General features: G+C 73.8%; 24 protein-coding genes. 7 read left to right on the forward strand and 17 right to left on the reverse strand.

The window, feature by feature from the left end; translation table 11 throughout:
* Positions 1-4: 4 nt before the first annotated feature.
* From ACZ7DL_RS28615 to ACZ7DL_RS28625, 3 genes are all read right to left on the reverse strand, one after another.
* Positions 5-1,591 carry an alkaline phosphatase D family protein gene (locus ACZ7DL_RS28615; RefSeq protein ID WP_470778400.1) on the reverse strand — a complete coding sequence of 529 codons (1,587 nt, stop codon included), beginning with the start codon at positions 1,589-1,591 and terminating at the stop codon, positions 5-7.
* Positions 1,592-1,726: 135 nt separating this feature from the next.
* On the reverse strand, positions 1,727-2,557 hold the full coding sequence (locus ACZ7DL_RS28620; RefSeq protein WP_470778401.1) for an alpha/beta fold hydrolase: 831 nt from the start codon (positions 2,555-2,557) through the stop codon (positions 1,727-1,729).
* Positions 2,558-2,709: 152 nt separating this feature from the next.
* A complete protein-coding gene (locus ACZ7DL_RS28625) occupies positions 2,710-3,363 on the reverse strand; it encodes an NADPH-dependent F420 reductase (protein ID WP_470778402.1) in 654 nt (217 codons plus the stop codon).
* Positions 3,364-3,484: 121 nt separating this feature from the next.
* Here ACZ7DL_RS28625 and ACZ7DL_RS28630 point away from each other — a divergent pair, with 121 nt between their 5' ends.
* Together ACZ7DL_RS28630 and ACZ7DL_RS28635 are read left to right on the forward strand one after the other, a co-directional pair.
* The gene (locus ACZ7DL_RS28630; RefSeq protein ID WP_470778404.1) at positions 3,485-4,369 is read left to right on the forward strand and encodes an RNA polymerase sigma-70 factor; all 885 of its coding nucleotides are present in this window, start codon (positions 3,485-3,487) and stop codon (positions 4,367-4,369) included.
* 276 nt (positions 4,370-4,645) lie between these two features.
* Positions 4,646-5,407 (forward strand): GntR family transcriptional regulator, encoded by a 762-nt coding sequence (locus ACZ7DL_RS28635; protein WP_470778405.1) that lies wholly within the window; start codon positions 4,646-4,648, stop codon positions 5,405-5,407.
* A gap of 222 nt (positions 5,408-5,629) precedes the next feature.
* On the opposite strand, the gene ACZ7DL_RS28640 is transcribed toward ACZ7DL_RS28635, so the two are convergent.
* From ACZ7DL_RS28640 to ACZ7DL_RS28650, 3 genes are all read right to left on the reverse strand, one after another.
* Complete coding sequence (locus ACZ7DL_RS28640) at positions 5,630-6,787, reverse strand: ROK family transcriptional regulator (protein WP_470778407.1); 1,158 nt, start codon at positions 6,785-6,787, stop codon at positions 5,630-5,632.
* 110 nt (positions 6,788-6,897) lie between these two features.
* Positions 6,898-7,554 (reverse strand): response regulator, encoded by a 657-nt coding sequence (locus tag ACZ7DL_RS28645; RefSeq protein ID WP_470778409.1) that lies wholly within the window; start codon positions 7,552-7,554, stop codon positions 6,898-6,900.
* A 14-nt stretch (positions 7,555-7,568) separates the two neighbouring features.
* On the reverse strand, positions 7,569-8,723 hold the full coding sequence (locus ACZ7DL_RS28650) for a sensor histidine kinase (RefSeq protein WP_470778411.1): 1,155 nt from the start codon (positions 8,721-8,723) through the stop codon (positions 7,569-7,571).
* Positions 8,724-8,830: 107 nt separating this feature from the next.
* Between ACZ7DL_RS28650 and ACZ7DL_RS28655 the strand changes: the two genes are divergently transcribed.
* The 3 genes from ACZ7DL_RS28655 (at position 8,831) to ACZ7DL_RS28665 (ending at position 11,010) form a co-directional block, all read left to right on the forward strand.
* Positions 8,831-9,751: an ATP-binding cassette domain-containing protein gene (locus ACZ7DL_RS28655; protein WP_470778413.1), complete on the forward strand. Its 921-nt coding sequence runs from the start codon at positions 8,831-8,833 to the stop codon at positions 9,749-9,751.
* A gap of 2 nt (positions 9,752-9,753) precedes the next feature.
* Positions 9,754-10,464, forward strand: a complete 711-nt coding sequence (locus ACZ7DL_RS28660) for an ABC transporter permease (RefSeq protein WP_470778415.1) — start codon at positions 9,754-9,756, stop codon at positions 10,462-10,464.
* A 102-nt stretch (positions 10,465-10,566) separates the two neighbouring features.
* Complete coding sequence (locus tag ACZ7DL_RS28665) at positions 10,567-11,010, forward strand: hypothetical protein (RefSeq protein ID WP_470778417.1); 444 nt, start codon at positions 10,567-10,569, stop codon at positions 11,008-11,010.
* Here ACZ7DL_RS28665 and mug read toward each other — a convergent pair.
* From mug to ACZ7DL_RS28715, 10 genes are all read right to left on the reverse strand, one after another.
* Positions 10,971-11,501 carry a G/U mismatch-specific DNA glycosylase gene (gene mug, locus ACZ7DL_RS28670; protein WP_470778418.1) on the reverse strand — a complete coding sequence of 177 codons (531 nt, stop codon included), beginning with the start codon at positions 11,499-11,501 and terminating at the stop codon, positions 10,971-10,973. The two genes, ACZ7DL_RS28665 and mug, sit on opposite strands and share 40 nt — an antisense overlap.
* Before the next feature lie 62 nt (positions 11,502-11,563).
* Complete coding sequence (gene purB, locus ACZ7DL_RS28675; protein WP_470778420.1) at positions 11,564-13,006, reverse strand: adenylosuccinate lyase; 1,443 nt, start codon at positions 13,004-13,006, stop codon at positions 11,564-11,566.
* A 59-nt stretch (positions 13,007-13,065) separates the two neighbouring features.
* Complete coding sequence (locus ACZ7DL_RS28680) at positions 13,066-13,620, reverse strand: hypothetical protein (RefSeq protein WP_470778422.1); 555 nt, start codon at positions 13,618-13,620, stop codon at positions 13,066-13,068.
* A 135-nt stretch (positions 13,621-13,755) separates the two neighbouring features.
* Positions 13,756-14,544, reverse strand: coding sequence for an SGNH/GDSL hydrolase family protein (locus ACZ7DL_RS28685; RefSeq protein WP_470778423.1), 789 nt, complete (start codon positions 14,542-14,544; stop codon positions 13,756-13,758).
* A gap of 79 nt (positions 14,545-14,623) precedes the next feature.
* Entirely contained in the window at positions 14,624-15,643 is a 1,020-nt protein-coding gene (locus tag ACZ7DL_RS28690) for a hemolysin family protein (RefSeq protein WP_470778424.1), read from the reverse strand.
* Positions 15,640-17,001 carry a hemolysin family protein gene (locus tag ACZ7DL_RS28695; protein ID WP_470778426.1) on the reverse strand — a complete coding sequence of 454 codons (1,362 nt, stop codon included), beginning with the start codon at positions 16,999-17,001 and terminating at the stop codon, positions 15,640-15,642. Before ACZ7DL_RS28695 ends, ACZ7DL_RS28690 begins: the two co-directional genes overlap by 4 nt.
* Positions 17,002-17,174: 173 nt before the next feature.
* Positions 17,175-17,600: a GNAT family N-acetyltransferase gene (locus tag ACZ7DL_RS28700; protein WP_470778428.1), complete on the reverse strand. Its 426-nt coding sequence runs from the start codon at positions 17,598-17,600 to the stop codon at positions 17,175-17,177.
* A gap of 45 nt (positions 17,601-17,645) precedes the next feature.
* Positions 17,646-18,533, reverse strand: a complete 888-nt coding sequence (locus ACZ7DL_RS28705) for an LLM class F420-dependent oxidoreductase (protein WP_470778429.1) — start codon at positions 18,531-18,533, stop codon at positions 17,646-17,648.
* Between the two features lie 64 nt (positions 18,534-18,597).
* The gene (locus ACZ7DL_RS28710) at positions 18,598-21,165 is read right to left on the reverse strand and encodes an ABC transporter permease (RefSeq protein WP_470778430.1); all 2,568 of its coding nucleotides are present in this window, start codon (positions 21,163-21,165) and stop codon (positions 18,598-18,600) included.
* A 4-nt stretch (positions 21,166-21,169) separates the two neighbouring features.
* Positions 21,170-22,012 carry an ABC transporter ATP-binding protein gene (locus ACZ7DL_RS28715; RefSeq protein WP_470778431.1) on the reverse strand — a complete coding sequence of 281 codons (843 nt, stop codon included), beginning with the start codon at positions 22,010-22,012 and terminating at the stop codon, positions 21,170-21,172.
* A gap of 120 nt (positions 22,013-22,132) precedes the next feature.
* On the opposite strand from ACZ7DL_RS28715, the gene ACZ7DL_RS28720 reads away from it, so the two are divergent.
* Both ACZ7DL_RS28720 and ACZ7DL_RS28725 read left to right on the forward strand, forming a co-directional pair.
* The gene (locus tag ACZ7DL_RS28720; protein WP_470778433.1) at positions 22,133-22,375 is read left to right on the forward strand and encodes a toxin-antitoxin system HicB family antitoxin; all 243 of its coding nucleotides are present in this window, start codon (positions 22,133-22,135) and stop codon (positions 22,373-22,375) included.
* Between the two features lie 42 nt (positions 22,376-22,417).
* Positions 22,418-22,792 carry a fic family toxin-antitoxin system, toxin component gene (locus tag ACZ7DL_RS28725; RefSeq protein ID WP_470778435.1) on the forward strand — a complete coding sequence of 125 codons (375 nt, stop codon included), beginning with the start codon at positions 22,418-22,420 and terminating at the stop codon, positions 22,790-22,792.
* Between the two features lie 13 nt (positions 22,793-22,805).
* On the opposite strand, the gene ACZ7DL_RS28730 is transcribed toward ACZ7DL_RS28725, so the two are convergent.
* Positions 22,806-23,498, reverse strand: coding sequence for a class I SAM-dependent methyltransferase (locus ACZ7DL_RS28730; protein WP_470778437.1), 693 nt, complete (start codon positions 23,496-23,498; stop codon positions 22,806-22,808).
* Positions 23,499-23,742 lie beyond the last annotated feature (244 nt).

Genomic DNA, 23,742 nt, shown 5'->3' on the forward strand with positions numbered 1-23,742 from the left:
GGAGCTACTGACCGACCCGGCCCGGCTGCAGCGTCTGCGTGAACAGTACCGTGCCGTCCTGCTCGCGCAGCCGGACCGTCAGCTCGCCGCTGTCACCGTCGATGTCGACCTCGCCGAAGAACTGGTAGCCGCCCGCGGGCGAGACGTTCGACGCGGTCGGCGCCTTCACGAAGACCCGCTCCGGGCCGAAGGTGGCGTCCAGCGCGCCGGCCGGGAAGGCGCCGGCGTTCAGCGGCCCGGAGACGAACTCCCAGAACGGCTCGAAGTCGGTGAACGCGGCCCGGGACGGCTGGTAGTGCTGGGCGGAGGTGTGGTGCACGTCCGCCGTCAGCCACAGCGTGCCGGTGACCCGCCGGTGCTTGATGAACCGCAGCAGCTCGGCGATCTGGAGCTCACGGCCGAGCGGGGCGCCCGGGTCGCCCAGGGCCACCGCCTCGAAGTTCGGCTTGTTCTCCATCGGATCCGGTACGACGAGACCGAGCGGCATGTCGGCGGCGATCACCTTCCACACCGCACGCGACCGGGCCAGCTCCCGCTTGAGCCACTCCAGCTGCTCCCGGCCGAGGATGCCCTGCGGGTCGGCCGTCTGGTCGTCGGGGGAGTTGGCGTTGCGGTAGGTCCGCATGTCCAGCACGAACACGTCCAGCAGCGGGCCCTGGTGCAGCACCCGGTGGACACGGCCCTCCCGCGCGCCCGGACGCAGCGTGGACAGGGGGAAGTACTCGCTGAACGCCCGCCGGGCGCGCGCCGCCAGCACGTCGACGCTCTTCTCGGTGTACCGGGCGTCGGTGGTGGCGATCACCTCGCCCGGGTACCAGTTGTTGCGCACCTCGTGGTCGTCCCACTGGACGATCGAGGGCACCTGCGCGTTGAACCGGCGCAGGTTGGCGTCGAGCAGGTTGTAGCGGAAGTTCCCCCGGTACTCGGCGAGGGTCTCGGCGACCTTCGCCTTCTCCTCGGTGGTGATGTTCCGCCAGGTGCTGCCGTCGGGCAGCGCCTGGGTGGCGGCGATCGGGCCGTCGGCGTAGATGTTGTCGCCACTGCACAGGAAGAAGTCCGGGTCCAGCTCGGCCATGGCGTCGTAGATGCGGTAGCCGCCGCGGTCGGGATTGATGCCCCAGCCCTGGCCGGCCAGGTCACCCGACCACAGGAAGCGCACGCCGTCCCGGCGGTGCCGGGAGACCGTGCGGAAGGTGCCGGTCACGGGCTCGCCCGTGCGGCGCGGGTCGTCCGGGTCGGCGAGCAGGACGCGGTAGTGGATCTGCTCGCCGGACGGCAGGCCGTGCAGCCGGGTGGTGCCGGTGAAGTCCGTGCCGGCGCCCAGCAGCGGGCCGTGCCATCTGCGCGGGTTGCGGAACGACTCGGTGGCCGAGGTCTCCACGATCATCCGGGCCGGCCGGTCCGAACGCACCCACACCAGGCCGGAGTCGGCGGTCACGTCACCGGTCTGCACCCCCCAGCCCGCCCGGGGCAGTCCGGATCGGGCGAACGCCGGGGCCGCGCCGAGGCCGGCGGGCAGGGTCAGGGCCGCCGACGCGGCGAGCGAGCCGCGCAGCACGCTGCGGCGGCCGGGGAACGGACGGTGGGACATGGCTGCGCCTCCAGGGACGGGATCCGGCCAGTGTGCAGAGCCACACCTACTGGGGCGCTGCGGCGCGCACGCGAACCGCGAGTGAACAACCGGGCCCGACTCGGCCCGGTCGACGGTGCGTCAGGCGGGGCGCGCTCAGCGGCTGCCGTCCAGGATGACCCGGGCGACCAGCGCCGGGTCGTCGTTCATCGGGCAGTGGCCGCAGCCGGGCAGCCGGACCAGCCGGGCGTGCGGGATGAGCTGCTTGGCCCGTATCCCCTGGCGGCGCACGAGAATCCGGTCCCGGGTGCCCCAGGCCACCGTGACCGGCAGGCCCGGCAGGGTGTCGGTGAACCGGACCGTGGCGCCCGCCCGCAGGGTCGCCTCGAAGCCGGCGGCCCCCACGAGCGCGAGCGTCTCGGCGACCACCGCCTCCGCGGAACGGCGCCCGGGGCGGGCGTAGATGGTGCTGGTCAGCGCGGTGCGGCCGGCCGCCGTCCGGGCCAGCCGCTCCACCAGGGGCAGCGGAAGGCGCTGGGCGATGCCCCGCATCGCGAGCAGCACCGAGAAGGCGTATCGCCGTTCGGCCTCCGTCCAGAAACCGGCGGGGGACAGGGCGGTGACGGACCGCGCCAGCTTCTCCCGGCCCAGTTCCAGCGCGAGCAGGCCGCCCAGCGAGTTGCCGGCGACGTGCGGGCGGTCCAGTTCCAGCGCCTCGAACAGGGCACCGAGCACGGCGTTGGTGGTGGACAGGTCGTAGGCCAGGCCGTCCGGCAGGCCCGGGGAGGCGCCGAAGCCCGGCAGGTCGACGGCGATCACCTCGCGCTCGGTGGCCAGGATGTCCACGACCGGGTCCCAGGCCTGCCGGTGATGGCCGATGCCGTGCAGCAGGACCAGCGGTTCGCCGCGGCCCACGCGCGTGTAGGACACGGTCACATCGCTCGGGCCGGACGGGCCGGGGACCTTGAAGGAGACGGTGGCGGACATGGGGTGCTCCTCGTCTGGGCTGCTGACGGACGCCGTAGACAGCTTGTCAGCAATTGCTACCGACGGGTAGCCCCGGGTGTCGCTCCCTCCGTCCTCGAACGGCCGGTCGCTGGGGCCGTTGTCATGCCCCTCGGCCGGCCGCGGTACGGTCCTCAACCCGGCCGGCGGATCTCGATGTTGAAGTCGGCGTCCCCGAAGCGGCCGAACAGGGTCAGCCACAGCGGCAGATACATCTCCATCGCGCGCGCCGCCCGCATGCCGCCCAGGTCCAGCACCCGCCCGGCCGGCCAGCCGAACTCCCCGAGCAGCGCCGTCACGTGCTCCTTGGCCCGCGCGTCCGCCCCGCACACGAACACGTGGTGCTCGCCCGGCACCCGGCCCGGATCCACCATCACCTGGCAGTTGACCGTGTTCAGCGCCTTCACCACGCGCGCGTGCGGGAACGCCCGCTGGATCCGCTCGCCCACGCTGTCCGACTCCACCGGGTCCAGCCGCGGCTGCCCGTCCTCGAACGCCAGCGGGTTGGAGACGTCCACCAGCACCTTGCCCGCCAGGTGTTCCGCGCCCGCCGCCTCCAGCGCCTCCAGCGCCACCCGGCCGCCGACCGCGTTCACGACCACCTCACCGGCCGCCGCCGCGTCCGCGAACGTCCCGGCGTGGGCCCGGCCGGCCGCGGCCGTGGCCCACTCCACCGCCACCGGATTGTCCGCGGAGCGCGAGCCGAGGGTCACCTCGTGGCCCAGCTCCAACAGCCGGCCGGCGAGGGTGCGGCCCACCTCGCCCGTGCCCAGCACCGCGTACCGCATAGCCCACCTCGAAGTCGCCGGCCGCCGCCCGTCGGCGGTCCGGGGTCATTGTGATCCGGACCGCTCGTGGAAGCGGGCATTCCGGGTGGACACCGGCAGGTGTGTCGGATGGGATGGACGCGTGACCGCAGACCTAGCCACCGACGTCTTCGAAGAACACCGGGCCCTGCTCATGGGGGTCGCCTACCGCATGCTCGGCCGGGTCGCCGACGCCGAGGACGTGGTCCAGGAGGCCTGGCTGCGCTGGTACCAGGCCGACCGCGCGGAGGTCCGCGAACCGCGCGCCTACCTGGTGCGCATCACCACCCGGCTGGCCATCGACCGGCTGCGCCAGGTGCGCTCGCGCGGCGAGGCGTACATCGGTCCGTGGCTGCCGGAGCCGTACCTCACCGAGCTCGCCGACACCGCCCCGGACTCCGCGGACCGGGCCGTGCTCGCCGACACCGTCTCCCTGGCCGTCCTGGTCGTCCTGGAGTCGCTGTCCCCGCTGGAGCGGGCGGTGTTCGTGCTGAGGGAGGCGTTCGGCTACCCGTACGCCGAGATCGCCGCGCTGCTCGACCGCGCCGAGCCGGCGGTACGGCAGCTGGCCGGGCGGGCCCGCCGGCACGTGGCGGAGCGGCGCCCGCGGTACGAGGTCGACCCCGCCCGGCGCCGGGACCTGACCGAGCGTTTCCTCGCCGCCGCGGCCGAGGGGGATCTGGAGGGGCTGATGTCCCTGCTCGCCCCGGACGTCCAGCTGGTCGGCGACAGCGGCGGCAAGGCCAAGGCGCCGGTGCGCGTCCTGCACACCGCCGACAAGGTCGCCCGCTTCCTCATCGGAGCCACGCGCAAACTCCCGGCGGGTCTGTCCCTCCAGCCCCTGGAGGTCAACGGCGGTCCGGCCGTGCTGGCCCTGGCCGGCGACCAGCCCGACAGCCTGTTCCAGCTGGACATCGCCGACGGCCGCATCACCGCCGTCTACATCATCCGCAACCCCGACAAGCTGCGGCACCTCACCGGCCGCTGAACCGCCCCGCCCCGAAGCCCCCGTCGTGTCGGCGGGGGCTTCGCCGTGCCGCCGAGGCGCGCCGGGCGACGGGAGCTTTGCCGCGATGTCACACACGCCGGAGCGTACGAACGCCGCGTGAACGCTCCGCGCAGACCACCTGTGTACTCCCCACAACGACCGAGGATTGGTCTTGACCAAGGGTGACGGCCGCCCTATGGTCGCAGAGAAGTGCAACAACCTTTAATAAACAAGGGCGCCAAAAACCGCCGGACCACGGCTCTTGCGGAGGACAGGGTGGGGACCACGCAGCTGGAATCGGTACCGGAACCGAAGTACTGGCATCTCAAGACCGTGCTCACCGAGGCACTGGACTCGGAGTTCTCGGTCGGCGAGATCCTGCCCAACGAGCGCGAACTGGCCGCCCGCTTCGGCGTGGCCCGGGCCACGCTCCGCCAGGCCCTCGAACAGCTGGAGCTGGAGGGCCGGCTCCAGCGCCGCCGCGGGGTCGGCACGACCGTCGCGCCCCCGCGCGTGGGCGTGGCCGTCGGCACCGAGCAGCACACCTGGCCCGGCGCCGCCGGAGACGCCTGGCAGCCCGTCGACGGCGTCCAGGCGACGCCGCCCGCCGCCGTCGCCGCGGCCCTGGAGACCGGCGCGGACGAGCCCGTCCACGTCGTCCGCCGCTCCCGCACGTCCCACGGCCAGCAGGTCGCCACCGAGCTGCTCTACATCCCGGCGGGCGCCGTCCCCGGACTGACCGCGATCGACGCGCCGTCCGGCGCGGCACGCGCGCGTGCGGTCCTGCGGGAACTCCAGCACCTTCCACTGGACGGCGAGGACCGCGCCGTCGAACTGGGCTCCGCCCGCGCGGACGACGCCCGGGAACTCGACCGGCTGCCCGGCTCGCCCGTCCTGGTCGTCACCACCCGCTTCTTCGCCCAGGGCCGCACGGCGGCACTCTCGGTCGCGACCTACCGCGCCGACACCTGCCGGCTGACCTTCGGGGAGTCGGCGGGCGTGGAGATACACCACGACCCGGAGCAGCGGGCTTCCTGACACTTCCCGACCCCCGGGGAGCTGTCCAGCGCCGGGCAGGGCGCCCGGCCCGGGGCGCAGGGACCTGCGGATGCTCGAAGCCGAGGGCGCGGACAACCCCCGGGGGCGCGGGGCCGCATTTCTGTGCGGCTCCGCCGCGCGGGCGCGACCAGCCACAACGGCGCCGCCACCGCACGACGACGGCACCCGGCATCCGCATCTCCCTGCGCCCCCACCGGCAGGTCACCGCCGCGCCGTCACCGAGCCCTCCACCGCGAACAGCTGCTCCTCCACATGGTCCAAGGCCAAGCGCAGCGCCCCCGTCGCCACGGCGGCCTCGCCCAGCACGGACAGCGCCACCCGAGGCGGCCGCAGGCAGTAGCGGGCCAGTTCGCGGCGCAGCGGCTCCAGGACGCCGTCCAGGCCGGCCGCCCAGCCGCCGATCACGACCAGCTCCGGATCGAGCGCCAGCACCAGCGCGGCCACGTCGTGCACGAGCCGCTGGATGAACCGCTCGACGGCCGCCCGCGCCCGCTGGTCGCCCTTCCGGGCCAGCGCGAACACCTCGGCGACCGCCTGCTCGTCCAGCGGGTGCAGCGGCTCGTCGGTGGTCGACAGCAGCGCCTCCGGCGTCGCCTCCCGGCCCAGCAGATGCAGCGCGCCGATCTCGCCGGCCGCCCCGCCGTAACCCCGGTGCAGCCGCCCGCCGATCAGCGAACCGGCCCCCGGGCTCAGCCCGGCCAGTACGAACACCACGTCGTCCGTCTCGGTCGCCGCGCCCTTCCAGTGCTCGGCGACCGCCGCCGCGTTGGCGTCGTTCTCCACCAGCACCGGGCACCTGAAGGACCGGCTCAGCCGCTCACCGAGCTTGAGACCGGTCCACTGCGGCAGGGCCGTGCCCAGCCGTACCGTGCCGTCCGTCTCCACGATGCCCGGCGTGCCCACGCCCACCGCCCGCAGCGAGGAGCGCGCGACCCCGGCCCGGCGCAGCAGTTCGGCGACCGCGCCGCGCAGCCGGTCGAGCCGCTCGTCCGCCGGGGCCGCCTCGCCGACCTCCTTGGCCTGCGCGCCCAAAACCCGCCCGTCCAGGTCGGACAGGAGCGCGGCGACCCGGTGCGGCCCGATCTCCAGGCCCAGCAGATGCCCCGCCTCGGCCCGGAACCGGAACCGCCGGGCGGGCCGGCCCTGCCGGCGCGTGCCGCCCTCGTCGGCGGCCGCCTCCACGACGAGGCCGCCCTCGATGAGCCCCTCCACGACACCCTCGACGGTCGGCCGGGACAGTCCGGTGACCCGGGTGATCTCGGTGAGCGTCGCGCAGTCCGTGGCACGCAGCGCGTGCAGCACCACCGCGGAATTGATCCTTCGCAGCAGCGAGGGATCGCCGCCGGTCAGCTGGCCCACCGTCCGTCCTCCCAGCTCGCAGGCGTGTTGGCCGGATGGTACTCGGCCAGGCGCGACCCCGGCGAGTGCCGGGTCCGGCGCTGCCGTGCCGCCCGGTCGGCCGCCGTCGGTCAGCCCGGCGCCACGAACCCCGACTCGTAGGCCGCGATCACCGCCTGCGTACGATCGCGCGCGCCGAGCTTGGCCAGCACGGCGCTCACATGCGACTTCACCGTCTCGGCGCCCACGACCAGCCGGGCGGCGATCTCGGCGTTCGACAGCCCTCGCGCCATGAGCCGCAGCACCTCCGCCTCCCGCTCGGTCAGCCGGGCCCGCTCCAGCGCGACCCGCGCCGGCCGGCCGCCGTCGCCGTACCGGGCGGCGAGACGCCGTACGGAGGCCGGGAACAGCAGCGACTCGCCCTCCGCGACCAGCCGTACCGCGTGCACGATCTCGGCGGGACGGGCCCGCTTCAGCAGAAACCCGTCGGCGCCCGCGCGCAGTGCCTCGTACACGTACTCGTCGTCCTCGAAGGTGGTCACCACGAGGATCTTCGGCGGCTCGGCCACCGTGCGCAGCACCGCGCGCGTGGCCTCGATGCCGTCCATCAGGGGCATCCGTACGTCCATGGCGACCACGTCCGGCCGCAGTTGCCGGACGAGCGGGATCACCGCCGCGCCGTCGGCCGCCTCACCCGCCACCTCGATGTCGGGCTGCGCCTCCAGCACCGCCCGCAGGCCCGCGCGGACCAGGGGTTCGTCGTCGACGAGAAGTACGGTGACCGGCATCCGGCCAGCCTAGATCAACCGATCGGCAGCTCCGCGCGCACCTGCCAGTCGCCCTCGTCCGGGCCGCTCCACGCGGTGCCGCCGAGCAGCGCGGCCCGCTCGCGTATGCCCCGCAGGCCGCTGCCCCGGCCGGACCCGGACATCGCCCCGGGCAGCGCATTGCGGACCTCCAGGACGAGCATGCCGTCGGCGACCGCGATCCGGACCGTCACGGGCACGGCCCCCGCGTGCCGCAGCACATTGGTGAGCGCTTCCTGGAGGATGCGATACCCCTCGCGGGACACCGGGCCCGGCACGGCCTCGACCGGTCCCGTCACCTCGGCGTCGACCTTCGCCCCGGAGGCGCGCGCCGACTCCAGCAGCCGGTCGGCGTCGGCCAGCGTGGGCCGGGCGCTCACCGGCCGCTCGGTCTCCCGCAGGACGCCCAGCACCCGCTCCAGGTCCGCCAGGGCGGCCCGGCCGGTCTCCTCGATGGCGTCCAGCGCCCGGTCGGTGAACCCCGGGTCGCCCGCCGCTCGCGCGGCACCGGCCTGCACCACCGCCACCGTCAGGGCGTGCCCGATCGAGTCGTGCAACTCCCGCGCGATCCGCGTCCGTTCCAGCAGCTGCTCGGTGCGCTCCTCCAAGGCGGCCAGCCGCTCCGCCGCGGACGGCCCGAGGAGCCGGCGCGCACCGGCCGTGACCAGCACGCCGAGCCCGACGACCACCCCGTACAGCGCGAGCAGCGGCAGCGGCGCCAGCAGCGCCCAGGCGCGGTGCGGCGGCAGCCGGTCCAGCAGCGGGACCCCGGCGGGCGCCGCTCCCCCCGCGCAACGCGCCAGTTCGAAGCAGAGGATGGGCAGCCACACCGAGGCGAACGCGGCCGCGCCGCCGAGCAGCATGCGCAGCTCCAGCCACAGCACCGTGCGCAGCCGGTCCCGCCAGCTCGCCGCCGGCGCCTCGGAGATGCCCGGCTCCGGTTCGCCGGGGGTGAGCAGCAGCCGCGCCTGCACACCCTCGCCGCGCCGCACCACGGGCACGAGCCCGAGCGGGACGAGCAGCAGCGCCGGCACCCATGGAGTCGACGCGTCGATCAGGAGCCAGACGCTGACGATCAGCATCGGCACCCACAGGTGCAGCAGGCGGGTGTACGTCGTCCCGCGCAGCAGCGGGCGCAGAAGGCGGGCCATGACCTCATCGTCGCAGGCGGCACCGACAACGGACCTCCCCCGCACGGGGGAGACGGTCTCCACCGGCGGGGGAGGAACCAACGCCCCTGGGCGGCCAGGCTGTTGCCATGACCAGCATCGACGTACGGAACCTCACCAAGGAGTACGGCGGCCGGCGGGCCGTGGACCACCTCACCTTCCGGGTGAGCCCCGGCCGGGTCACCGGCTTCCTCGGCCCCAACGGCGCCGGCAAGTCCACCACCATGCGCCTCGTCCTCGGCCTCGACCGGCCCACCGCCGGCACCGCCACGATCGGCGGCCAGGCCTACGCCCGGCTCCGGGAACCCCTGCGCCGCGTCGGAGCCCTGCTCGACGCAGGCGCCGCGCACGGCTCCCGCACCGCCCGTGACCATCTGCTGGCCCTCGCCGCGAGCAACCGCATCCCGGCCGGCCGGGTCGACACCGTCCTTCAGGAGACCGGCCTCGCTCCCGTGGCGCGCCGCCGGGTGCGGACGTACTCCCTCGGCATGCGTCAGCGCCTCGGCATCGCCGCCGCCCTGCTCGGCGACCCCGAGGTCGTCCTGCTGGACGAGCCCGCCAACGGCCTCGACCCCGAGGGCATCGTGTGGATCCGCACCCTGCTGCGCCGGCTCGCGGCGGAGGGCCGTACGGTCCTGGTCTCCAGCCATCTCATGGGCGAGACCGCCGCCTTCGCCGACCACCTGCTGATCCTCGGCCGGGGCCGCCTGCTCGCCGACACACCGGTCCAGGAGTTCATCCACGCGCGCGTACGGCCCCACGTCCGCATCCGCACCACCGACCCCGCCGCCCTCGGCGACCTCCTCGCCCGGCACGGTCACGAGGCAGCCCGGGAAGCGGACGGCACCTGGACGGTGCGGCACGCACGCGTGGACGACCTCGGCCGCCTGATGTCCGAGGCGGGCGTCCCCGTCCTGGAACTCGCGGCCCGCGAAGCCACGCTGGAGGAGGCGTACCTCGATCTGACGGCGGCCGAGGCCGAGTTCACCGCACAGCCCCAGGAGGTCTGACCATGTCCTTCACACCCGTGTTCCGCGCCGAGTGGATCAAGATCCGTACCCTGCGCTCCCTGCTGGGCGCCCTCGCCGCGATCCTCGTCGCCACCACCGCGTTCTCGGTGCTCGCCGCGGCCGACGCCGACGACTCCGACCCGCTGTTCTCGGTGTTCTTCGGCATCAGCTTCGGGCAGGTCGCCGCGATCGCCTTCGGCACGACGGCCGTGTCGTCCGAGTTCCGGGGCGGTGCGCTGCGGCTGACCCTGTCCGCGGTGCCCGACCGGGGCCGCTGGTTCGCCGCGAAGGCCACGGCGATCGCCCTGCCGGCACTGGCCGTCGGGCTGCTCACCGGGCTCGTCACGCTCCTGGTGGGCCGGGCGGCTCTCGGCGCGTCCGCTCCCGGCTGGGCCGAGGGGCTGCGCGGCGCCCTCGGCTGCGGCCTGCACCTGACCCTGATGGCGTTGTTCGCGGCCGGAGTCGCGACCGTGCTGCGCAGCGGGGTCGCCACCCTCTCGGTCCTGATCCCGTTCCTGCTGATCGTGTCGTTCGTCATCGGCGACCTGTCCGGCGGGGTCGCCGACTTCCTCCCCGACCGGGCCGGCCAAGTGGCCCTGCACAGCAGCTGGGACGGCGCCCTCGGCCCGTGGAGCGGGCTCGCGGTGACCGCCCTGTGGGCGGCGGCGGCCCTGCTCGCGGGCGCGTGGAGCCTGCGGCGCAGGGACGCCTGACGGTGGCGAGGGCCGCCTGGCCGTGGCGAGGGGCCGCCTGACGGTGCGAGGGGCCGCCTGACGCACCGCCAATTGTCAGTGGGGCCCGCTTTACTGAATCGCATGGACATCGCGAAGTGCCTGACGCTCATCGACCTGCTGTGCGTCCGGGAGTTCCCGGCGGCGCACGGCAGGACGGAGCACGGCGAGAGCGGGCCCGGCTATCACATAGCCGCTTTACGGACCAGCGCGGAGTTCTGGGACGGCGACGGCAGCGAGCGGGACGAGACGGAGGCGCAGTACGAGGCCGACCGGGACGGTCTGGCGCAGCGGCTCGGCGAGCGCTGGGGGCAGCCGCAGCACATCAGTCTGTACAGCGTGTTCGACCGGACCATGGAGGGCGCGGACATCCCGGAGCCGTGGGCCGGGCTCAGCGGTCACGTCCCGGACGTCCAGCTGTGGCGGGTGCCGCGGGCGGGCCGCTGGGTCGCTCTCGGTGTGTCCCAGTGGGACAAGGAGCTGCCGTTTCAGCTGCTCGGGATAGTGACGGAGACCGACCCGCCGTGACCGTCGGCGCCTGCCGCCTCCCGCAGCCGGGCGAACTCCTCCGCCATCGTCGCCGTCGTCCAGTGCGCGTTCAGGCCGCTGGGGTTGGGCAGCACCCATACCCGGCTGTCCCCGATGACCCGTTCCTGTGGGCCGACCCGGGCCGTGCGGTCGCCGAACGCGGCGCGGTACGCGGTCACCCCGACCACGGCCAGCCACCTCGGCTTCAGCCGCGTCACCTTCGCGGTCAGCAGCCGACCGCCCTCGACGTACTCCTCGGCGGTCAGCTCGTCCGCCCGGGCGGACGCCCGCGCCACCACGTTGGTGATGCCGAGCCCGTAGGACAGCAGCTCATGCTGCTCGGACGGCTTCAGGAGGCGCGGGGTGAAGCCGGACAGGTGCAGCACCGGCCAGAAGCGGTTGCCGGGACGGGCGAAGTGGTGGCCGGTCGCCGCCGTCATGAGTCCGGGGTTGATGCCGCAGAACAGCACATGGAGGCCGTCCGCGACCACGTCCGGGACGAGACGGTCGCGGGCGGCCTCCAGTTCCGCCTTGGTGAAGCGCGGGGTGCGGGTCAGAGGATCGCTCCGGGGGTGTAGCCGGCGGCCTCCGGATGCTGCTTGACGATCTCCTCGATCCGGGCGACGACCACGCCGACCTGGTCGGCCGCGGCACCGGTGAAGGACAGCTTGTCGGCCATCAGCGCGGCCAGCTGCTCGCGGTCGAGCGGCAGCCGCTCGTCGGCGGCGAGCTTGTCGAGCAGGTCGTTGCGCTCGGCGCCCTGCTCGCGCATCGCGAGCGCGGTGGCCACGGCGTTCTCCTTGATCGCCTCGTGCGCGACCTCGCGGCCGACGCCGGCCCGCACGGCGCCCATGAGCACCTTTGTGGTGGCCAGGAACGGCAGGTAGCGGTCCAGCTCACGGGCGACGACGGCCGGGAAGGCGCCGAACTCGTCGAGGACGGTCAGGAAGGTCTCCAGCAGGCCGTCCAGGGCGAAGAAGGCGTCCGGCAGCGCGACCCGGCGCACCACCGAGCAGGACACGTCGCCCTCGTTCCACTGGTCGCCCGCCAGCTCGCCGGTCATCGAGGCGTAGCCGCGCAGGATGACCATGAGGCCGTTGACGCGCTCGCAGGAGCGGGTGTTCATCTTGTGCGGCATCGCCGAGGAGCCCACCTGGCCCGGCTTGAAGCCCTCGGTGACCAGCTCGTGCCCGGCCATCAGCCGGATCGTCTTCGCGAGCGAGGACGGCGCCGCGGCCAGCTGCACCAGCGCGGTCACCACCTCGTAGTCCAGCGAGCGCGGATAGACCTGGCCGACCGAGGTGAACGCCTGCGAGAAGCCCAGGTGCCCGGCGATGCGGTTCTCCAGCTCGGCGAGCTTGGCCGCGTCGCCGCCGAGCAGGTCCAGCATGTCCTGCGCGGTGCCGACCGGGCCCTTGATGCCGCGCAGCGGGTAGCGGCCCAGCAGCTCCTCGACCCGGCCGTGGGCCACGAGCAGCTCGTCGGCGGCGGTCGCGAAGCGCTTGCCCAGCGTGGTGGCCTGCGCGGCCACGTTGTGCGAGCGGCCGGCCATGACCAGCTCGGCGTACTCGCCGGCGAGCTTGCCGAGGCGCGCCAGCACGGCCACCGTACGGTCGCGCATCAGCTCCAGCGAGAGCCGGATCTGGAGCTGCTCGACGTTCTCCGTGAGGTCACGGGAGGTCATGCCCTTGTGCACGTGCTCGTGCCCGGCGAGGTCGTTGAACTCCTCGATCCGGGCCTTCACGTCGTGCCGGGTGACCTTCTCGCGCTCGGCGATCGAGGCCAGGTCGACGGTGTCGAGGACACGTTCGTAGTCGGCGAGCGCCTCGTCCGGCACCTCGATGCCGAGGTCCTTCTGGGCCCGCAGCACGGCGAGCCAGAGCTGCCGCTCCAGCTTCACCTTCTGCTCGGGGGACCAGAGCGTGGCGAGCTCGGCGGAGGCGTAGCGTCCGGCGAGGACGTTCGGAATGCGGGGCTTGGCGGGCGCAGAAGTCACGTGTCCAGATTCTACTGGCGGTTCGTGCAGGCCAACGCCATGGGTGGCTTCGGCCGAAGCTACGAGAGCTCCGTCACGTCGGCGCGCCGTGCGCGGCGGGCGGCTCGGCCGCTGCGCGGCGCGAAGCGGAGGATGCGCCGGCGAGCGTCGGCACCGCTCGGCGAGCGGCCGGGGCGGCGACGGCGCTCAGGGACCCGTCCCGCCCGGCGGGCGCCTTGTCGCACGGTGAGCAGTGCCGCGACTCCGCTGAAGAAGCCTCCGGTGCCCGAGACGCCGGCGATCACGAGCGTCAGCACGCTGGTGGCGGAGGTCGGGGTGGTGGTGCTCTGCTCGGTGGGGCCAGGGAGGGTGACACCGGCGTCGCCGCCGACGCCGCGCGCACCTCCGTCGCCGCCGGCATCCCCTTCCGAGCCGGTGCCCTCCACCACGGCCGGTGCGCCGGTGGAGGAGCCGAAACCGGTGGACCACGGCCCGGCCGACGCGTCCAGGGTGCGCCATCCCGCAACCAGCAGTGCGGCGACACAGATCGCGAACCCCGCCAGGGCGATGACGATCTGCCGGCGCAGCGCGGCCCGCGCCGGTGGCCGCTTCACAGGATTCGGTATCCGACTCACTCCCACACCTCCATGGCTGCCGAGGTCCGGTTCGGACCCGTGCCTCCATTGCGCCCCGGCCGCGCGCGGGCGTCACGGCACTGGAAGTCGGGACTTGACAGGCGAGGAGGCGGGGGAGGAGTCAGCGCGGGCGCGTTACGCCGGCCCCTCGTACGGCAGCAGTTCCGGGCGTTTTGGCGGGCGGCCGTCGCCGGACGAGCGTCCGGTCAGGCGGCGGCCTATCCAGGGCAGCAGGTGCTGCCGGGCGAACCGTGCGTCCGCGGCCCGGCGTGTCGCCCAGCCCGGCGGGAGTGTCGCCGGCATCGGCACATGCCACTCGGTGTCCTCCGGCTCGTACCCGAGCGTCTGCCACACCGCCTCGGCGACCCGGCGGTGCCCCTCCGCCGTCAGATGCAGCCGGTCCACGTCCCACAGCCGCGGGTCGGCCAGCGCGGGCGCCCCGTACAGGTCGACCACCACGGCGCCGTGCCGCGCGGCCAGCTCGTCCACGCAGGCGAACAGCTCCTCCATGCGCGGCCGGAACCGCTCCAGCACCGGGCCCTGGCGGCCGGGGCTGCGCATCAGCACCAACTGCCTGCAGGAGGGCGCGAGCCGCTCCACGGCCTCGGTGAGCAGGCCCCGGACCCGGCCCATGTCGCACTTGGGGCGCAGGGCGTCGTTGAGCCCGCCGACCAGGGTGACGACGTCGGCGTTCATGGCCGCCGCCACCTCCACCTGCTCGTCGACGATCTGCCCGATCAGCTTCCCGCGCACGGCGAGGTTGGCGTACCGGAACCCGGGCGTACGGGCCGCCATCCGGGCGGCGAGCAGGTCGGCCCAGCCCCGGTAGGAGCCGTCGGGCAGCAGGTCCGACATGCCCTCGGTGAAGGAGTCGCCGACCGCGACCAGGCTGCTGTACGGGGGAGATGAGGGGTTCGTCTGCATGGCGCCAGCGATGGTATCCCGGCGCCATACCCACCGGTCGGTCGGCCCCCGGGATCAGCCCGGTACGCCCCCCGGAGCGTCACCCCGGCGCCGGCTGCCCGAACAGCTGCCGCAGCACGTCCTCCATGGTCACCAGGCCCGCCAGCCGCCCGTCGTCGCCGAGCACGGCCGCGAGGTGCGTCCGGCTGCCCCGCATCGCGGTGAGCACGTCGTCCAGCGGGGTCCCCTCCCGCACGCGCGCGATGGGCCGCATGTCCCGCAACCGGAACGGCACGTCCCGCGGCGATGCGTCGAGCGCGTCCTTGACGTGCAGATACCCCACGATCCGGCGGCCCGCGTCGACCACCGGGAAGCGGGAGAAGCCCGACTCGGCCGACAGCCGCTCCAGCTGCTCCGGGGTGACGCCCACGCGCGCGTACACGACCCGCTGGAGCGGTACGACCACGTCCCGGACCGGCCGGCTGCCCAGCTCCAGGGCGTCGTGCAGCCGTTCCTGGGCCCGGTTGTCGATCAGGCCCGCCTCGCTGGCGTCCTTGACGATCTCGGCCAGCTCGGTGTCCGTGAAGGTCGCCGCGACCTCGCTCTTCGCCTCCACCCGGAGCACCTTCAGCAGCCCGTTCGCGAAGGCGTTGACGGCGAAGATCACCGGGCGCAGCCCCCGGGACAGCGCCACCAGTGGCGGACCGAGCAGCAGCGCGCTGCGCACCGGCTCCGCGAGCGCGATGTTCTTGGGCACCATCTCGCCGAGCAGCATGTGCAGATAGGTCGCGAGGGTCAGCGCGATCACGAAGGACACGGCGTGACCTGCGCTCACGGGCACGCCCAGGGCGTGGAAGACCGGCTCCAGCAGATGCGCGATCGCCGGCTCGGCGACCACACCCAGCACCAGCGTGCACAGCGTGATGCCGAGCTGGGCGGCGGCCAGCAGCGCGGACACGTGCTCCAGACCCCACAGCACGCTCCGGGCGCGCCGGTCGCCCTCCTGGGCGAGCGGCTCGACCTGCGAGCGGCGTACGGAGATCAGCGCGAACTCGGCGCCGACGAAGAAGGCGTTGACGACGAGGGTCGCCAGACCGATCAGCAGCTGTACGGCGGTCATCGCGTCCCCTCCCGTGTTCCGTGGATCCGGCCGGACCCGTCACCGCGCTCGTCGTCCAGCGGTGCGTGCAGCAGCACCCGGGCGGCCCGGCGGCCCGAGGCGTCGACCACGTCCAGCCGCCAGCCGGCGACGCCGGCACTGTCCCCCGTCGCGGGTATCCGGCCCAGCTCGGTGGCGACCAGGCCGGCCAGCGTCTCGTACGGCCCCTCCGGCACGCGCAGTCCCACGCGCGCGAGCTGGTCGGTGCGGGTGGCGCCGTCGGCCAGGTACAGCGCCCGGCCCTCCTCGTCGGCGCCCGCCGGGGCGAGGTCGGGCAGCTCGTGCGGGTCGTGCTCGTCCCGCACCTCGCCGACGACCTCCTCCACGATGTCCTCCAGGGTGGCCACGCCGGCCGTGCCGCCGTACTCGTCGATGACGACGGCCATGGTGCGCCTGCCGCCGAGGCGGTCCAGCAGCCGGTCCACGGTGAGGGACTCGGGCACCAGCAGCGGCTCCCGCATCACCTGGGCGACCGTGCGGTGGCGCCGCTCGTCCGCGGGGACGGCCAGCACGTCCTTGATGTGGGCGGTGCCGACGACGGAGTCCAGGCTGCCCCGGTAGACCGGGAACCGGGACAGGCCGGTGGCCCGGGTCGCGTTCGCCACGTCCTCGCAGGTCGCCTGGGTCTCCAGGGCGACGACCTGCACGCGCGGGGTCATCACGTTCTCCGCCGTGAGGTCGGCCAGGTTCAGCGTGCGGACGAACAGCTCGGCGGTGTCCGGCTCCAGGGCGCCCTCCTTGGCGGAGTGCCGGGCGAGGGCGGCCAGCTCCTGCGGCCCGCGCGCGGAGGCCAGCTCCTCGGCGGGCTCGATGCCCAGCCGGCGGACGAAGTGGTTGGCGGTGTTGTTCAGGTGGGTGATGAAGGGGCGGAAAGCCGCGCTGAACCAGCGCTGCGCGTTGCCCACGCGCTTGGCCACGGCCAGCGGTGAGGAGATCGCCCAGTTCTTCGGCACCAGCTCGCCGACGACCATCAGGAACACCGTGGACAGGGCGGTGCCCAGCACCAGCGCCACGGAACTCGCCGTGCCGCCGGACAGGCCCATCGCGCGGAACGGGCCGGCCAGCAGCTTGGCGATCGACGGCTCGGCGAGCATGCCGACCACCAGGTTGGTGACCGTGATGCCGAGCTGGGCGCCGGAGAGCTGGAAGGTCAGGTTCCGTGCGGCCTTCAGGGCGCCCGCGGCGCCGCGCTCGCCGCGCTCGGCCGCCCGCTCCAGCTCGCCGCGCTCGACGGTGGTCAGCGAGAACTCCGCCGCCACGAAGGCGCCGCAGGCGAGCGACAGCAGGATCGCCACCAGGAGGAGGAGCACTTCGGTCATCGGGTCACCCCCGTCCCATGATCGGACAGGGCAAGGGAGAACGCGCGGTGTCGCGGACTGGGAGGCTCGCCCATGGGCGGACGCTCACAACCTTTCATAGAGGACCGAGTGCTCCCTCAAGAGTAAAGGATGAGCAAAGAAGCCCTGCGCGACCCGATTCCGGGCTCGACGGCTCAGCCGGTGAGCGGCTTCACCCAGCGCCGCCAGTGCTCCTCCGGCCCGTAACCGGCCGCACCCCAGGCATGGTGCGCGGTCTCGTTGCGGACCAGCACCATCGCGTCCGCGCGCCGGCCGCCCAGCCGCAGGAACCGCTCCTCGGCGGCGGCCAGCAGCGCCGAGCCGATGCCCTGCCGCCGCCGCTCCGGGTGCACCGCGAGCCGGTACAGATGGCATCGCCAGCCGTCGAAGCCGGCGATCACCGTGCCCACCAGCTCACCGCCTCGCTCCGCCAGGATCAGCGCCTCGGGGTCGCGGTCGACCAGCCGCGCCACGCCGGCGCGGTCGTCGCTGATGCTCGTCCCCTCGGCGGCCGTCTTCCAGAAGGCGAGGACGCTGTCGAGGTCGTCCGGAACGGCGGCACGTACATGCAGGTCGGTCATGCACTCATCATGATCGCGAACGGCGTGGCAGCGCAGCGGTTTTCCTCACGCGGACTCCTCGCGCAGCCGTTCCATCACCGGCGCGAACGCCTCCATGAAGGGCTCCAGGACGGTCAGGTACGAAAAGCCGTACCGCTCACGCTGCGCCCGCACCTTCGCCACGACGTCCTCCAGCGGACCGGCCAGCACGATGGGCAGGGCCAGCGCCTGGTCCAGGGTGAGCCTGGGCTGCCGCTCCAGCAGCGGCTTCAGCACCGGCTCGGGGTCGTCGGTGACGGCCACGAGCTGGATCAGCAGGTTCATCTCGGCGGGCTGCGTCCGGTCCGCCGCCAGCGCGCGGTACCGCTCCACGCGCTCGTCCAGCTCCTCGGCGCCGAGCGGATCCAGCGTCCCGGGCGTCTTCCCCGGCCGGGCGCCGGTGAAGGCCGCGATGTCCGCGTGCGCGGCGGTCAGCCGCAGCATCCGGTCGCCGTTGGCGCCGATCAGCACCGGCACCCGGGACTGGGCGGGCCGCGGTTGGTGGTCTGCGGAGCCGAGCAGCCGCTCCAGCTCCGCGACGGTACGCTCCAGATGGTCCACCCGCTCGCGCGGCGAGCCGTACGGCAGCCCGGCCGCCTCGTGCTCCGCCTGCACATACCCGGTGCCGAGGCCGAGTTCGAGCCGGCCGCCGGTCAGCGCGTCCGTGGTCGCCACCTCGCGGGCCAGCAGCGCCGGGTTCCAGAACCCCGCGTTGAGCACGAACGTGCCGAGCCGCGGCCGTTCGGTCGCCTCCGCCGCCGCGACCAGCGCCGGGAACGGCGCGGCCATGCCGAGGTGGTCCGGGACGAGGATCACGTCGTACCCCAGCTCCTCCGCGCGACGGCACGTGGCGCGCCACTCGTCGGCGGGCGCCGGCGTGAGCAGATTGACTCCGAAGCGGAACGGACGCGGCATGAACTCTCCCCGATCACTGACGACTTGGATCCGGTCCGATTCCATCATGTCCGGGCCGCCATGATCACTCGTGGGCGATCGCAGCCAGCACGTTCATCCGCGACGCCCGCAGCGCCGGCAACAGCGCCGCCACCACGCCCACCACCGCGGAGCCGATCACCACCGCGACGATCGTGCCCCAGGGGATCGCGAGCGCCGTCAGCCCGCGCAGGGCCAGCACCTGCTGCATGCACACGCCCCACACCAACCCCAGCCCCAGCCCCAGGACCGCCCCGAACACCGCGATCACCACCGACTCCAGCCGGATCATCCGGCGCAGCTGCCGCCGCCCGAGCCCGATCGCCCGCAGCAGCCCTGTCTCCCGGGTCCGCTCCACCACCGACAGGGCCAGCGTGTTGACCACGCCGAGCACGGCGATGACGATCGCCAGTCCGAGCAACGCGTACACCAGATACAGCAGTACGGCGATCTGGTCGTGCACCAGATCCTTGTAGTCGGCCTGGTCACGCACCTGCACCTGGGGGAACGGTGCGAGCGCTCGCTCCAGGCGGGGCCGCAGGTCCGCCGGTTTCGTGCCGGACGCCGCGTTGACGTAGAGCACGGAGTCCTGGGCGTCCGGCACGTACTTCGCGAGCGTCGCGAGGCCGAAGCAGATGCCGCCCTGGGCGCCGAAACCCTGCGCGACGTCCTGGTCGGTGAGCGCTGCGACCGTCAGTTCGGCGTGCCGTCCGCCCGGGAACTCGACCGGGAGCGCGCTGCCGACACGCACGCCGTGGGTCTTCGCGAAGGCGGCGTCCAGGGCAAGGTGCCCGTCCGCCAGCGCGGCCGGCGAACCGCCCTGCACGTACGTGAGGTGCACGACGTCGTCGAGCCCGGGGCCGTACGCGGCGGCGGTCGTGCGGACCCGGTCGCCGTCCGGCAGCCGTACGGCGACCGGGGTGAGGCGCTGCGGCACGACGAGCCCTACACCGCGCGTACGGGCCACGCCGTCGTGCACCTCGGTGGTGAACGGGACGAAGTTGCTGTTCTGGACGATGAAGTCCGTACCGAGGGTCCTGTCGATCTGCCGGTCGAACGACGCGGACATCGAGGCGCTCGCCACGGACATCCCGACGACCAGCGCCAGGCCCACCATCAGCGCGGCGGCCGTCGCGCCGGTCCGGCGCGGATTGCGCAGGGCGTTGCGCTGGCTCATCCGGCCGACCGGGCCGAACAGCGCCGGGAAGGCCCCGCCCAGCACCCGGATCACCGGTCGCACCAGCAGCGGCCCGGCGGCCACGGTCGCGATCAGGGTCAGTACGACGCCCAGACCCAGCAGAGAGGCGGCCTGCCCGGCCCTCGTCGCCGCCGCGCACCCGGCGAGCGCCGCCGCTCCGGCCGCCCCGACCACGGCTCCGGCGATCGCCCGCACCTTCAACGGCTGGCCCACACCGGACACTTCGGCATCCGCGAGTGCGGCCATCGGCGAGACGGCCGCCGCCCGCCGCGCGGGCAGGTAGGCGGCCACGAAGGTGACGCCGAGGCCGACGACGTAGGCTGCGACCGGCGTCTCCCAGCCGATCACCATCTCCGTGGCCTTCAGGTTCATCCCGAACGCGCTCATCAGCCGGATCAGCGCGAACGCCAGCCCTATCCCGGCCGCCAGACCGAGCGTCGAGCCGACCAGCCCGAGCAGCAGCGCCTCCAGGAGCACCGAGCGCCGCACCTGCCGGCGGTCCGCGCCCAGTGCCCGCAGCAGGCCCAGCTCGCGGGTGCGCTGCGCGATCAGCATGGAGAACGTGTTGACGATCAGGAACACGCCCACCAGGAGGGCCACGCCGGCGAAACCGAGCATCACGTACTTGATCACGTCGAGGAACGTGCCGAGGTCGGCCGCGGCCGACTTGGCCTGTTCCCCGGCGGTCTCCAGGTCGTAGGCGCGGGTGCCGAGCGCCGCGCCGATCCGGCGCTTGAGTTCGGCGTCCGACACGCCCCGGGCCGCGTCCACCGAGATGCTGGTCGCCTTCGCGGACGAGCCGAGCAGTTCCCGGCCGGCCACATCCGGGTCCAGGTAGACCAGGGCCGAGCCCGGATTGGTCGTGGTGAAGGTGGCGATGCCGACGACCTGCACCCGAAAGGCACCCGGCTGCGCCTGCACGGTCAGCGTGTCGCCGATCCGCACATGCCTCTTGCCCGCCGTGTCGGCGTCCAGCAGCGCCTGCCCGGGGCCGTGCGGAGCGTGCCCGGAGGTGAGCTTCACCGGGCTGCGGTGGGTGGCGTACCAGGATCTCGCGAGGGTGGGGGCGCCGGTGGTCGGGCCGACGGACCTGTTGCGGCTGTCGACCACGACGGCGTTCTGCACCGACACCTCGGCGCGGGCCGCCGCGACCCCGTCGACCCCCGCCACCCGGTCCCGCAGCGCGGCCGGCACGGTCTGCACCGCGCCGCTCGTCCGTGCCGACCGCAGGTCCTGCTTGGGCTGGACCGTCACATCGGCGGCGGTGGAGGCGAACAGCCGGTCGAACGTGCGGGTGACGGTGTCGGAGAAGATCAGGCTGCCCGCGACGAACGCCACGGACAGGATCACTGCCAGCGCGGACAGCGCCAGCCGCCCCTTGTGCGCGAGGAAGCTCCTCAGGGTCGCCTTGAGCACCGGCTCAGTCCTCCTGGGCGGTGACGTCGTCGCCGAGCCGGCCTCGGACCACGCCGGACCGGGGGGTCCGGGGGTTTCCCCCGGGAAACACACGCATCCGCTCCAGCACGGCGTCCGCCGTCGGCCGCGGCATCTCGTCCACGATCCGCCCGTCGGCGAGGAAGAGCACCAGGTCGGAGTGGGCGGCGGCGCCCGGGTCGTGGGTGACCATGACGACGGTCTGCCCGAGGCCGTCGACGGCATCGCGCAGAAAGCCCAGCACCTCCAGGCCGGCCTGCGAGTCCAGGTTGCCGGTCGGCTCGTCGGCGAAGATCAGCTCGGGCCGGGAGGCCAGCGCCCGCGCGCACGCGACCCGCTGCTGCTGGCCGCCCGAGAGCTGGGCCGGCCGGTGCGTCAGCCGGTCCCGCAGCCCCAGCGCGTCGATGACCTGGTCCAGCCACCCCGGGTCCGGCTTCCGGCCCGCGATGTCCATCGGCAGGGTGATGTTCTCGGCCGCCGTCAGCGTCGGGATGAGGTTGAACGACTGGAAGACGAACCCCACCCGGTCCCGCCGCAGCCGGGTCAGCTCCCGCTCCCGCAGCCCCGTGATCTCGGTGCCGCCGAGCCACACCCGACCGGCCGAGACCGTGTCCAGGCCCGCGAGGCAGTGCATGAGCGTGGACTTCCCGGACCCCGAGGGGCCCATCACGGCGGTGAACCGGCCCCGCGCGATGTCCACGTCCACCGCGTCGAGGGCGAGCACGGCCGTCTCACCGGAGCCGTACGCCTTGGTCAGCCCGCGGGCGCGGGCCGCGATCGCGCCGTCCCGCGTCTGGCCGGGTGCATGCTGCGCAGCAGGTGTGGACAAGACCGCCTCCCGGTCGCCTGTACCGCCCGTCCCGGGGCGAGCGTAAGGGACACCCGGGGCCCGGCGCAGCGCCACCGCGCGCCCTTGCCGCCGCTAGCGTTCCGGCGCTAGCGTCGAGGCATGGCGAAGACCCAGCTGAACGTGCGCGTGGACGAGGGCACCGCCCGCGCCGCCCGCGAGCGCGCCCTGGAACGCGGCATCAGCGTCAACCGCTACATCGAAGAGCTGGTCAGACAGGACACCGGCGAATCGGGCCGCACGTTCGTCGAGGCCGCCGCCGACTTCATGAAGCAGTACGAGTCGGTGTTCGCCGAGGAGTTCGGCGAGCCCCGCGCGGCCGACGCCGGTGAAGGCCGCCGCTGATCCCGTGAAGACCGCGGAAGCCGCCCCCCGGAAACCGGTCCGGTGAACGATCTGAGCATCGACCTCGCCTGGCTGCTCATGCTCGCCGAACAGCGCACCCCGGGGGACCCGCAGGTCACCGACTGGGGCGCCCTGGTCGCCGCCGTCGCCCGGCACCGGGCCGAGATATTCGGCGTGCCCGTGTACGACACCCCGCAGGCCCGCGCCGCCTCCCTGCTCCAGCTGCTGATCCACGTACCGGCGCTGGAACGCTCCAACGCGCTGTTCGCCTCCGCGGTCGCCTACGCCTATCTGGTCGCCAGCGGAGTGAAGGCGGTCCCCACACCCGAACAGGTCAGGGACCTCGCCCGGCTGGTGAAGGACGGCGCGGCGAGCGTGGACGACATCGCCCGCGAACTGCGCCGCTGGAGCATCTGACCGCGGCGTCCGGTCAGCGCGCGTCCGGCTCGTCCGGTCGCCAGGCGACTCCCAGCGCACAGTACGACATCGGCAGCACCGGTCCCTTCTCCGGCAGCATCACCCGCCGGTGCGGCCCGAGGCGGAACCCGGCGTCGCGCAGCGCGGCGACCGGCTCCCGGGCCAGATGACAGCCGCCGCTGAGGACGGGCCACACGGTGCGGTCCAGGGCCTGCTGGGTCAGCGTCATCACCCGGCCGCCGCCCTGCCCGTGCTCGAAGAACCGCACCTCGCCGCCGGGCTTGAGCACCCGTCGTACCTCGCCGAGCGCCCGCGTCACATCCCGCACGCTGCACAGCACCAGCGACAGCACGGCCGCGTCGAACGCCTCGCTCTTGACCGGCAGGGCCTCCGCCGTACCCGGCACCACGTCGACCGGCACCTCGGAGCGCAGCGCTGCCTCCAGCGCCAACTGCCTGAGCAGCGGCTCCGGTTCGATCGCGACGACCTCCGCGACGGTCCCGGGATAGTGCCGGAAGTTCAGCCCGTTGCCCGCGCCGATCTCGATCACCCGCCCGGACAGCCCGGCGAGCAGCCGCTGCCGTATCGCAGCCATCCCGAGCCGGGCGTCGGCGCCCACGCTGACCCGGGCGTAGTAACGGGCGAACACCGGATGGCGGACGGGACTCCGCGCCACCTGGCCGGAGCGGGTGGACAGCAGCCGCATGGCAACCTCCCTGGACAGGACGGTCCTAGAGAGAGTGTCCCCCGCGCCTCGCCGCCGCACCCGCTCCGAACGGGCCGCACCCGCTCCGAACCGGCCGCACCCGGCCCGAACGGGCCGCACCCGCTCCGAACCGGCCGCACCCGGCCGTCCCCGCCCGATGCACCCCGCCCGGCGCGGACGCGGACGGTACCGGTTCGCTTCGACGCCGGTACGAGCCGTCCGCCGGTCCCCGCGGGACGGCCAC

It is taken from the genome of Streptomyces sp. NPDC036984, from assembly GCF_055607665.1.

Bases quoted from the DNA above. Each gene is read 5' to 3' on its own strand.
- ACZ7DL_RS28625 (WP_470778402.1), bottom strand. From the start codon at position 3,363: ATGCGGTACGCGGTGCTGGGCACGGGCGAGGTGGGCCGCACCCTCGCC.
- ACZ7DL_RS28665 (WP_470778417.1), top strand. From the start codon at position 10,567: ATGGACATCGCGAAGTGCCTGACGCTCATCGACCTGCTGTGCGTCCGG.
- ACZ7DL_RS28620 (WP_470778401.1), bottom strand. From the start codon at position 2,557: ATGTCCGCCACCGTCTCCTTCAAGGTCCCCGGCCCGTCCGGCCCGAGC.
- ACZ7DL_RS28695 (WP_470778426.1), bottom strand. From the start codon at position 17,001: ATGACCGAAGTGCTCCTCCTCCTGGTGGCGATCCTGCTGTCGCTCGCC.
- ACZ7DL_RS28655 (WP_470778413.1), top strand. From the start codon at position 8,831: ATGACCAGCATCGACGTACGGAACCTCACCAAGGAGTACGGCGGCCGG.
- ACZ7DL_RS28690 (WP_470778424.1), bottom strand. From the start codon at position 15,643: ATGACCGCCGTACAGCTGCTGATCGGTCTGGCGACCCTCGTCGTCAAC.
- ACZ7DL_RS28720 (WP_470778433.1), top strand. From the start codon at position 22,133: ATGGCGAAGACCCAGCTGAACGTGCGCGTGGACGAGGGCACCGCCCGC.
- ACZ7DL_RS28615 (WP_470778400.1), bottom strand. From the start codon at position 1,591: ATGTCCCACCGTCCGTTCCCCGGCCGCCGCAGCGTGCTGCGCGGCTCG.
- ACZ7DL_RS28650 (WP_470778411.1), bottom strand. From the start codon at position 8,723: ATGGCCCGCCTTCTGCGCCCGCTGCTGCGCGGGACGACGTACACCCGC.
- ACZ7DL_RS28700 (WP_470778428.1), bottom strand. From the start codon at position 17,600: ATGACCGACCTGCATGTACGTGCCGCCGTTCCGGACGACCTCGACAGC.
- ACZ7DL_RS28705 (WP_470778429.1), bottom strand. From the start codon at position 18,533: ATGCCGCGTCCGTTCCGCTTCGGAGTCAATCTGCTCACGCCGGCGCCC.
- ACZ7DL_RS28660 (WP_470778415.1), top strand. From the start codon at position 9,754: ATGTCCTTCACACCCGTGTTCCGCGCCGAGTGGATCAAGATCCGTACC.
- ACZ7DL_RS28685 (WP_470778423.1), bottom strand. From the start codon at position 14,544: ATGCAGACGAACCCCTCATCTCCCCCGTACAGCAGCCTGGTCGCGGTC.
- ACZ7DL_RS28730 (WP_470778437.1), bottom strand. From the start codon at position 23,498: ATGCGGCTGCTGTCCACCCGCTCCGGCCAGGTGGCGCGGAGTCCCGTC.
- ACZ7DL_RS28645 (WP_470778409.1), bottom strand. From the start codon at position 7,554: ATGCCGGTCACCGTACTTCTCGTCGACGACGAACCCCTGGTCCGCGCG.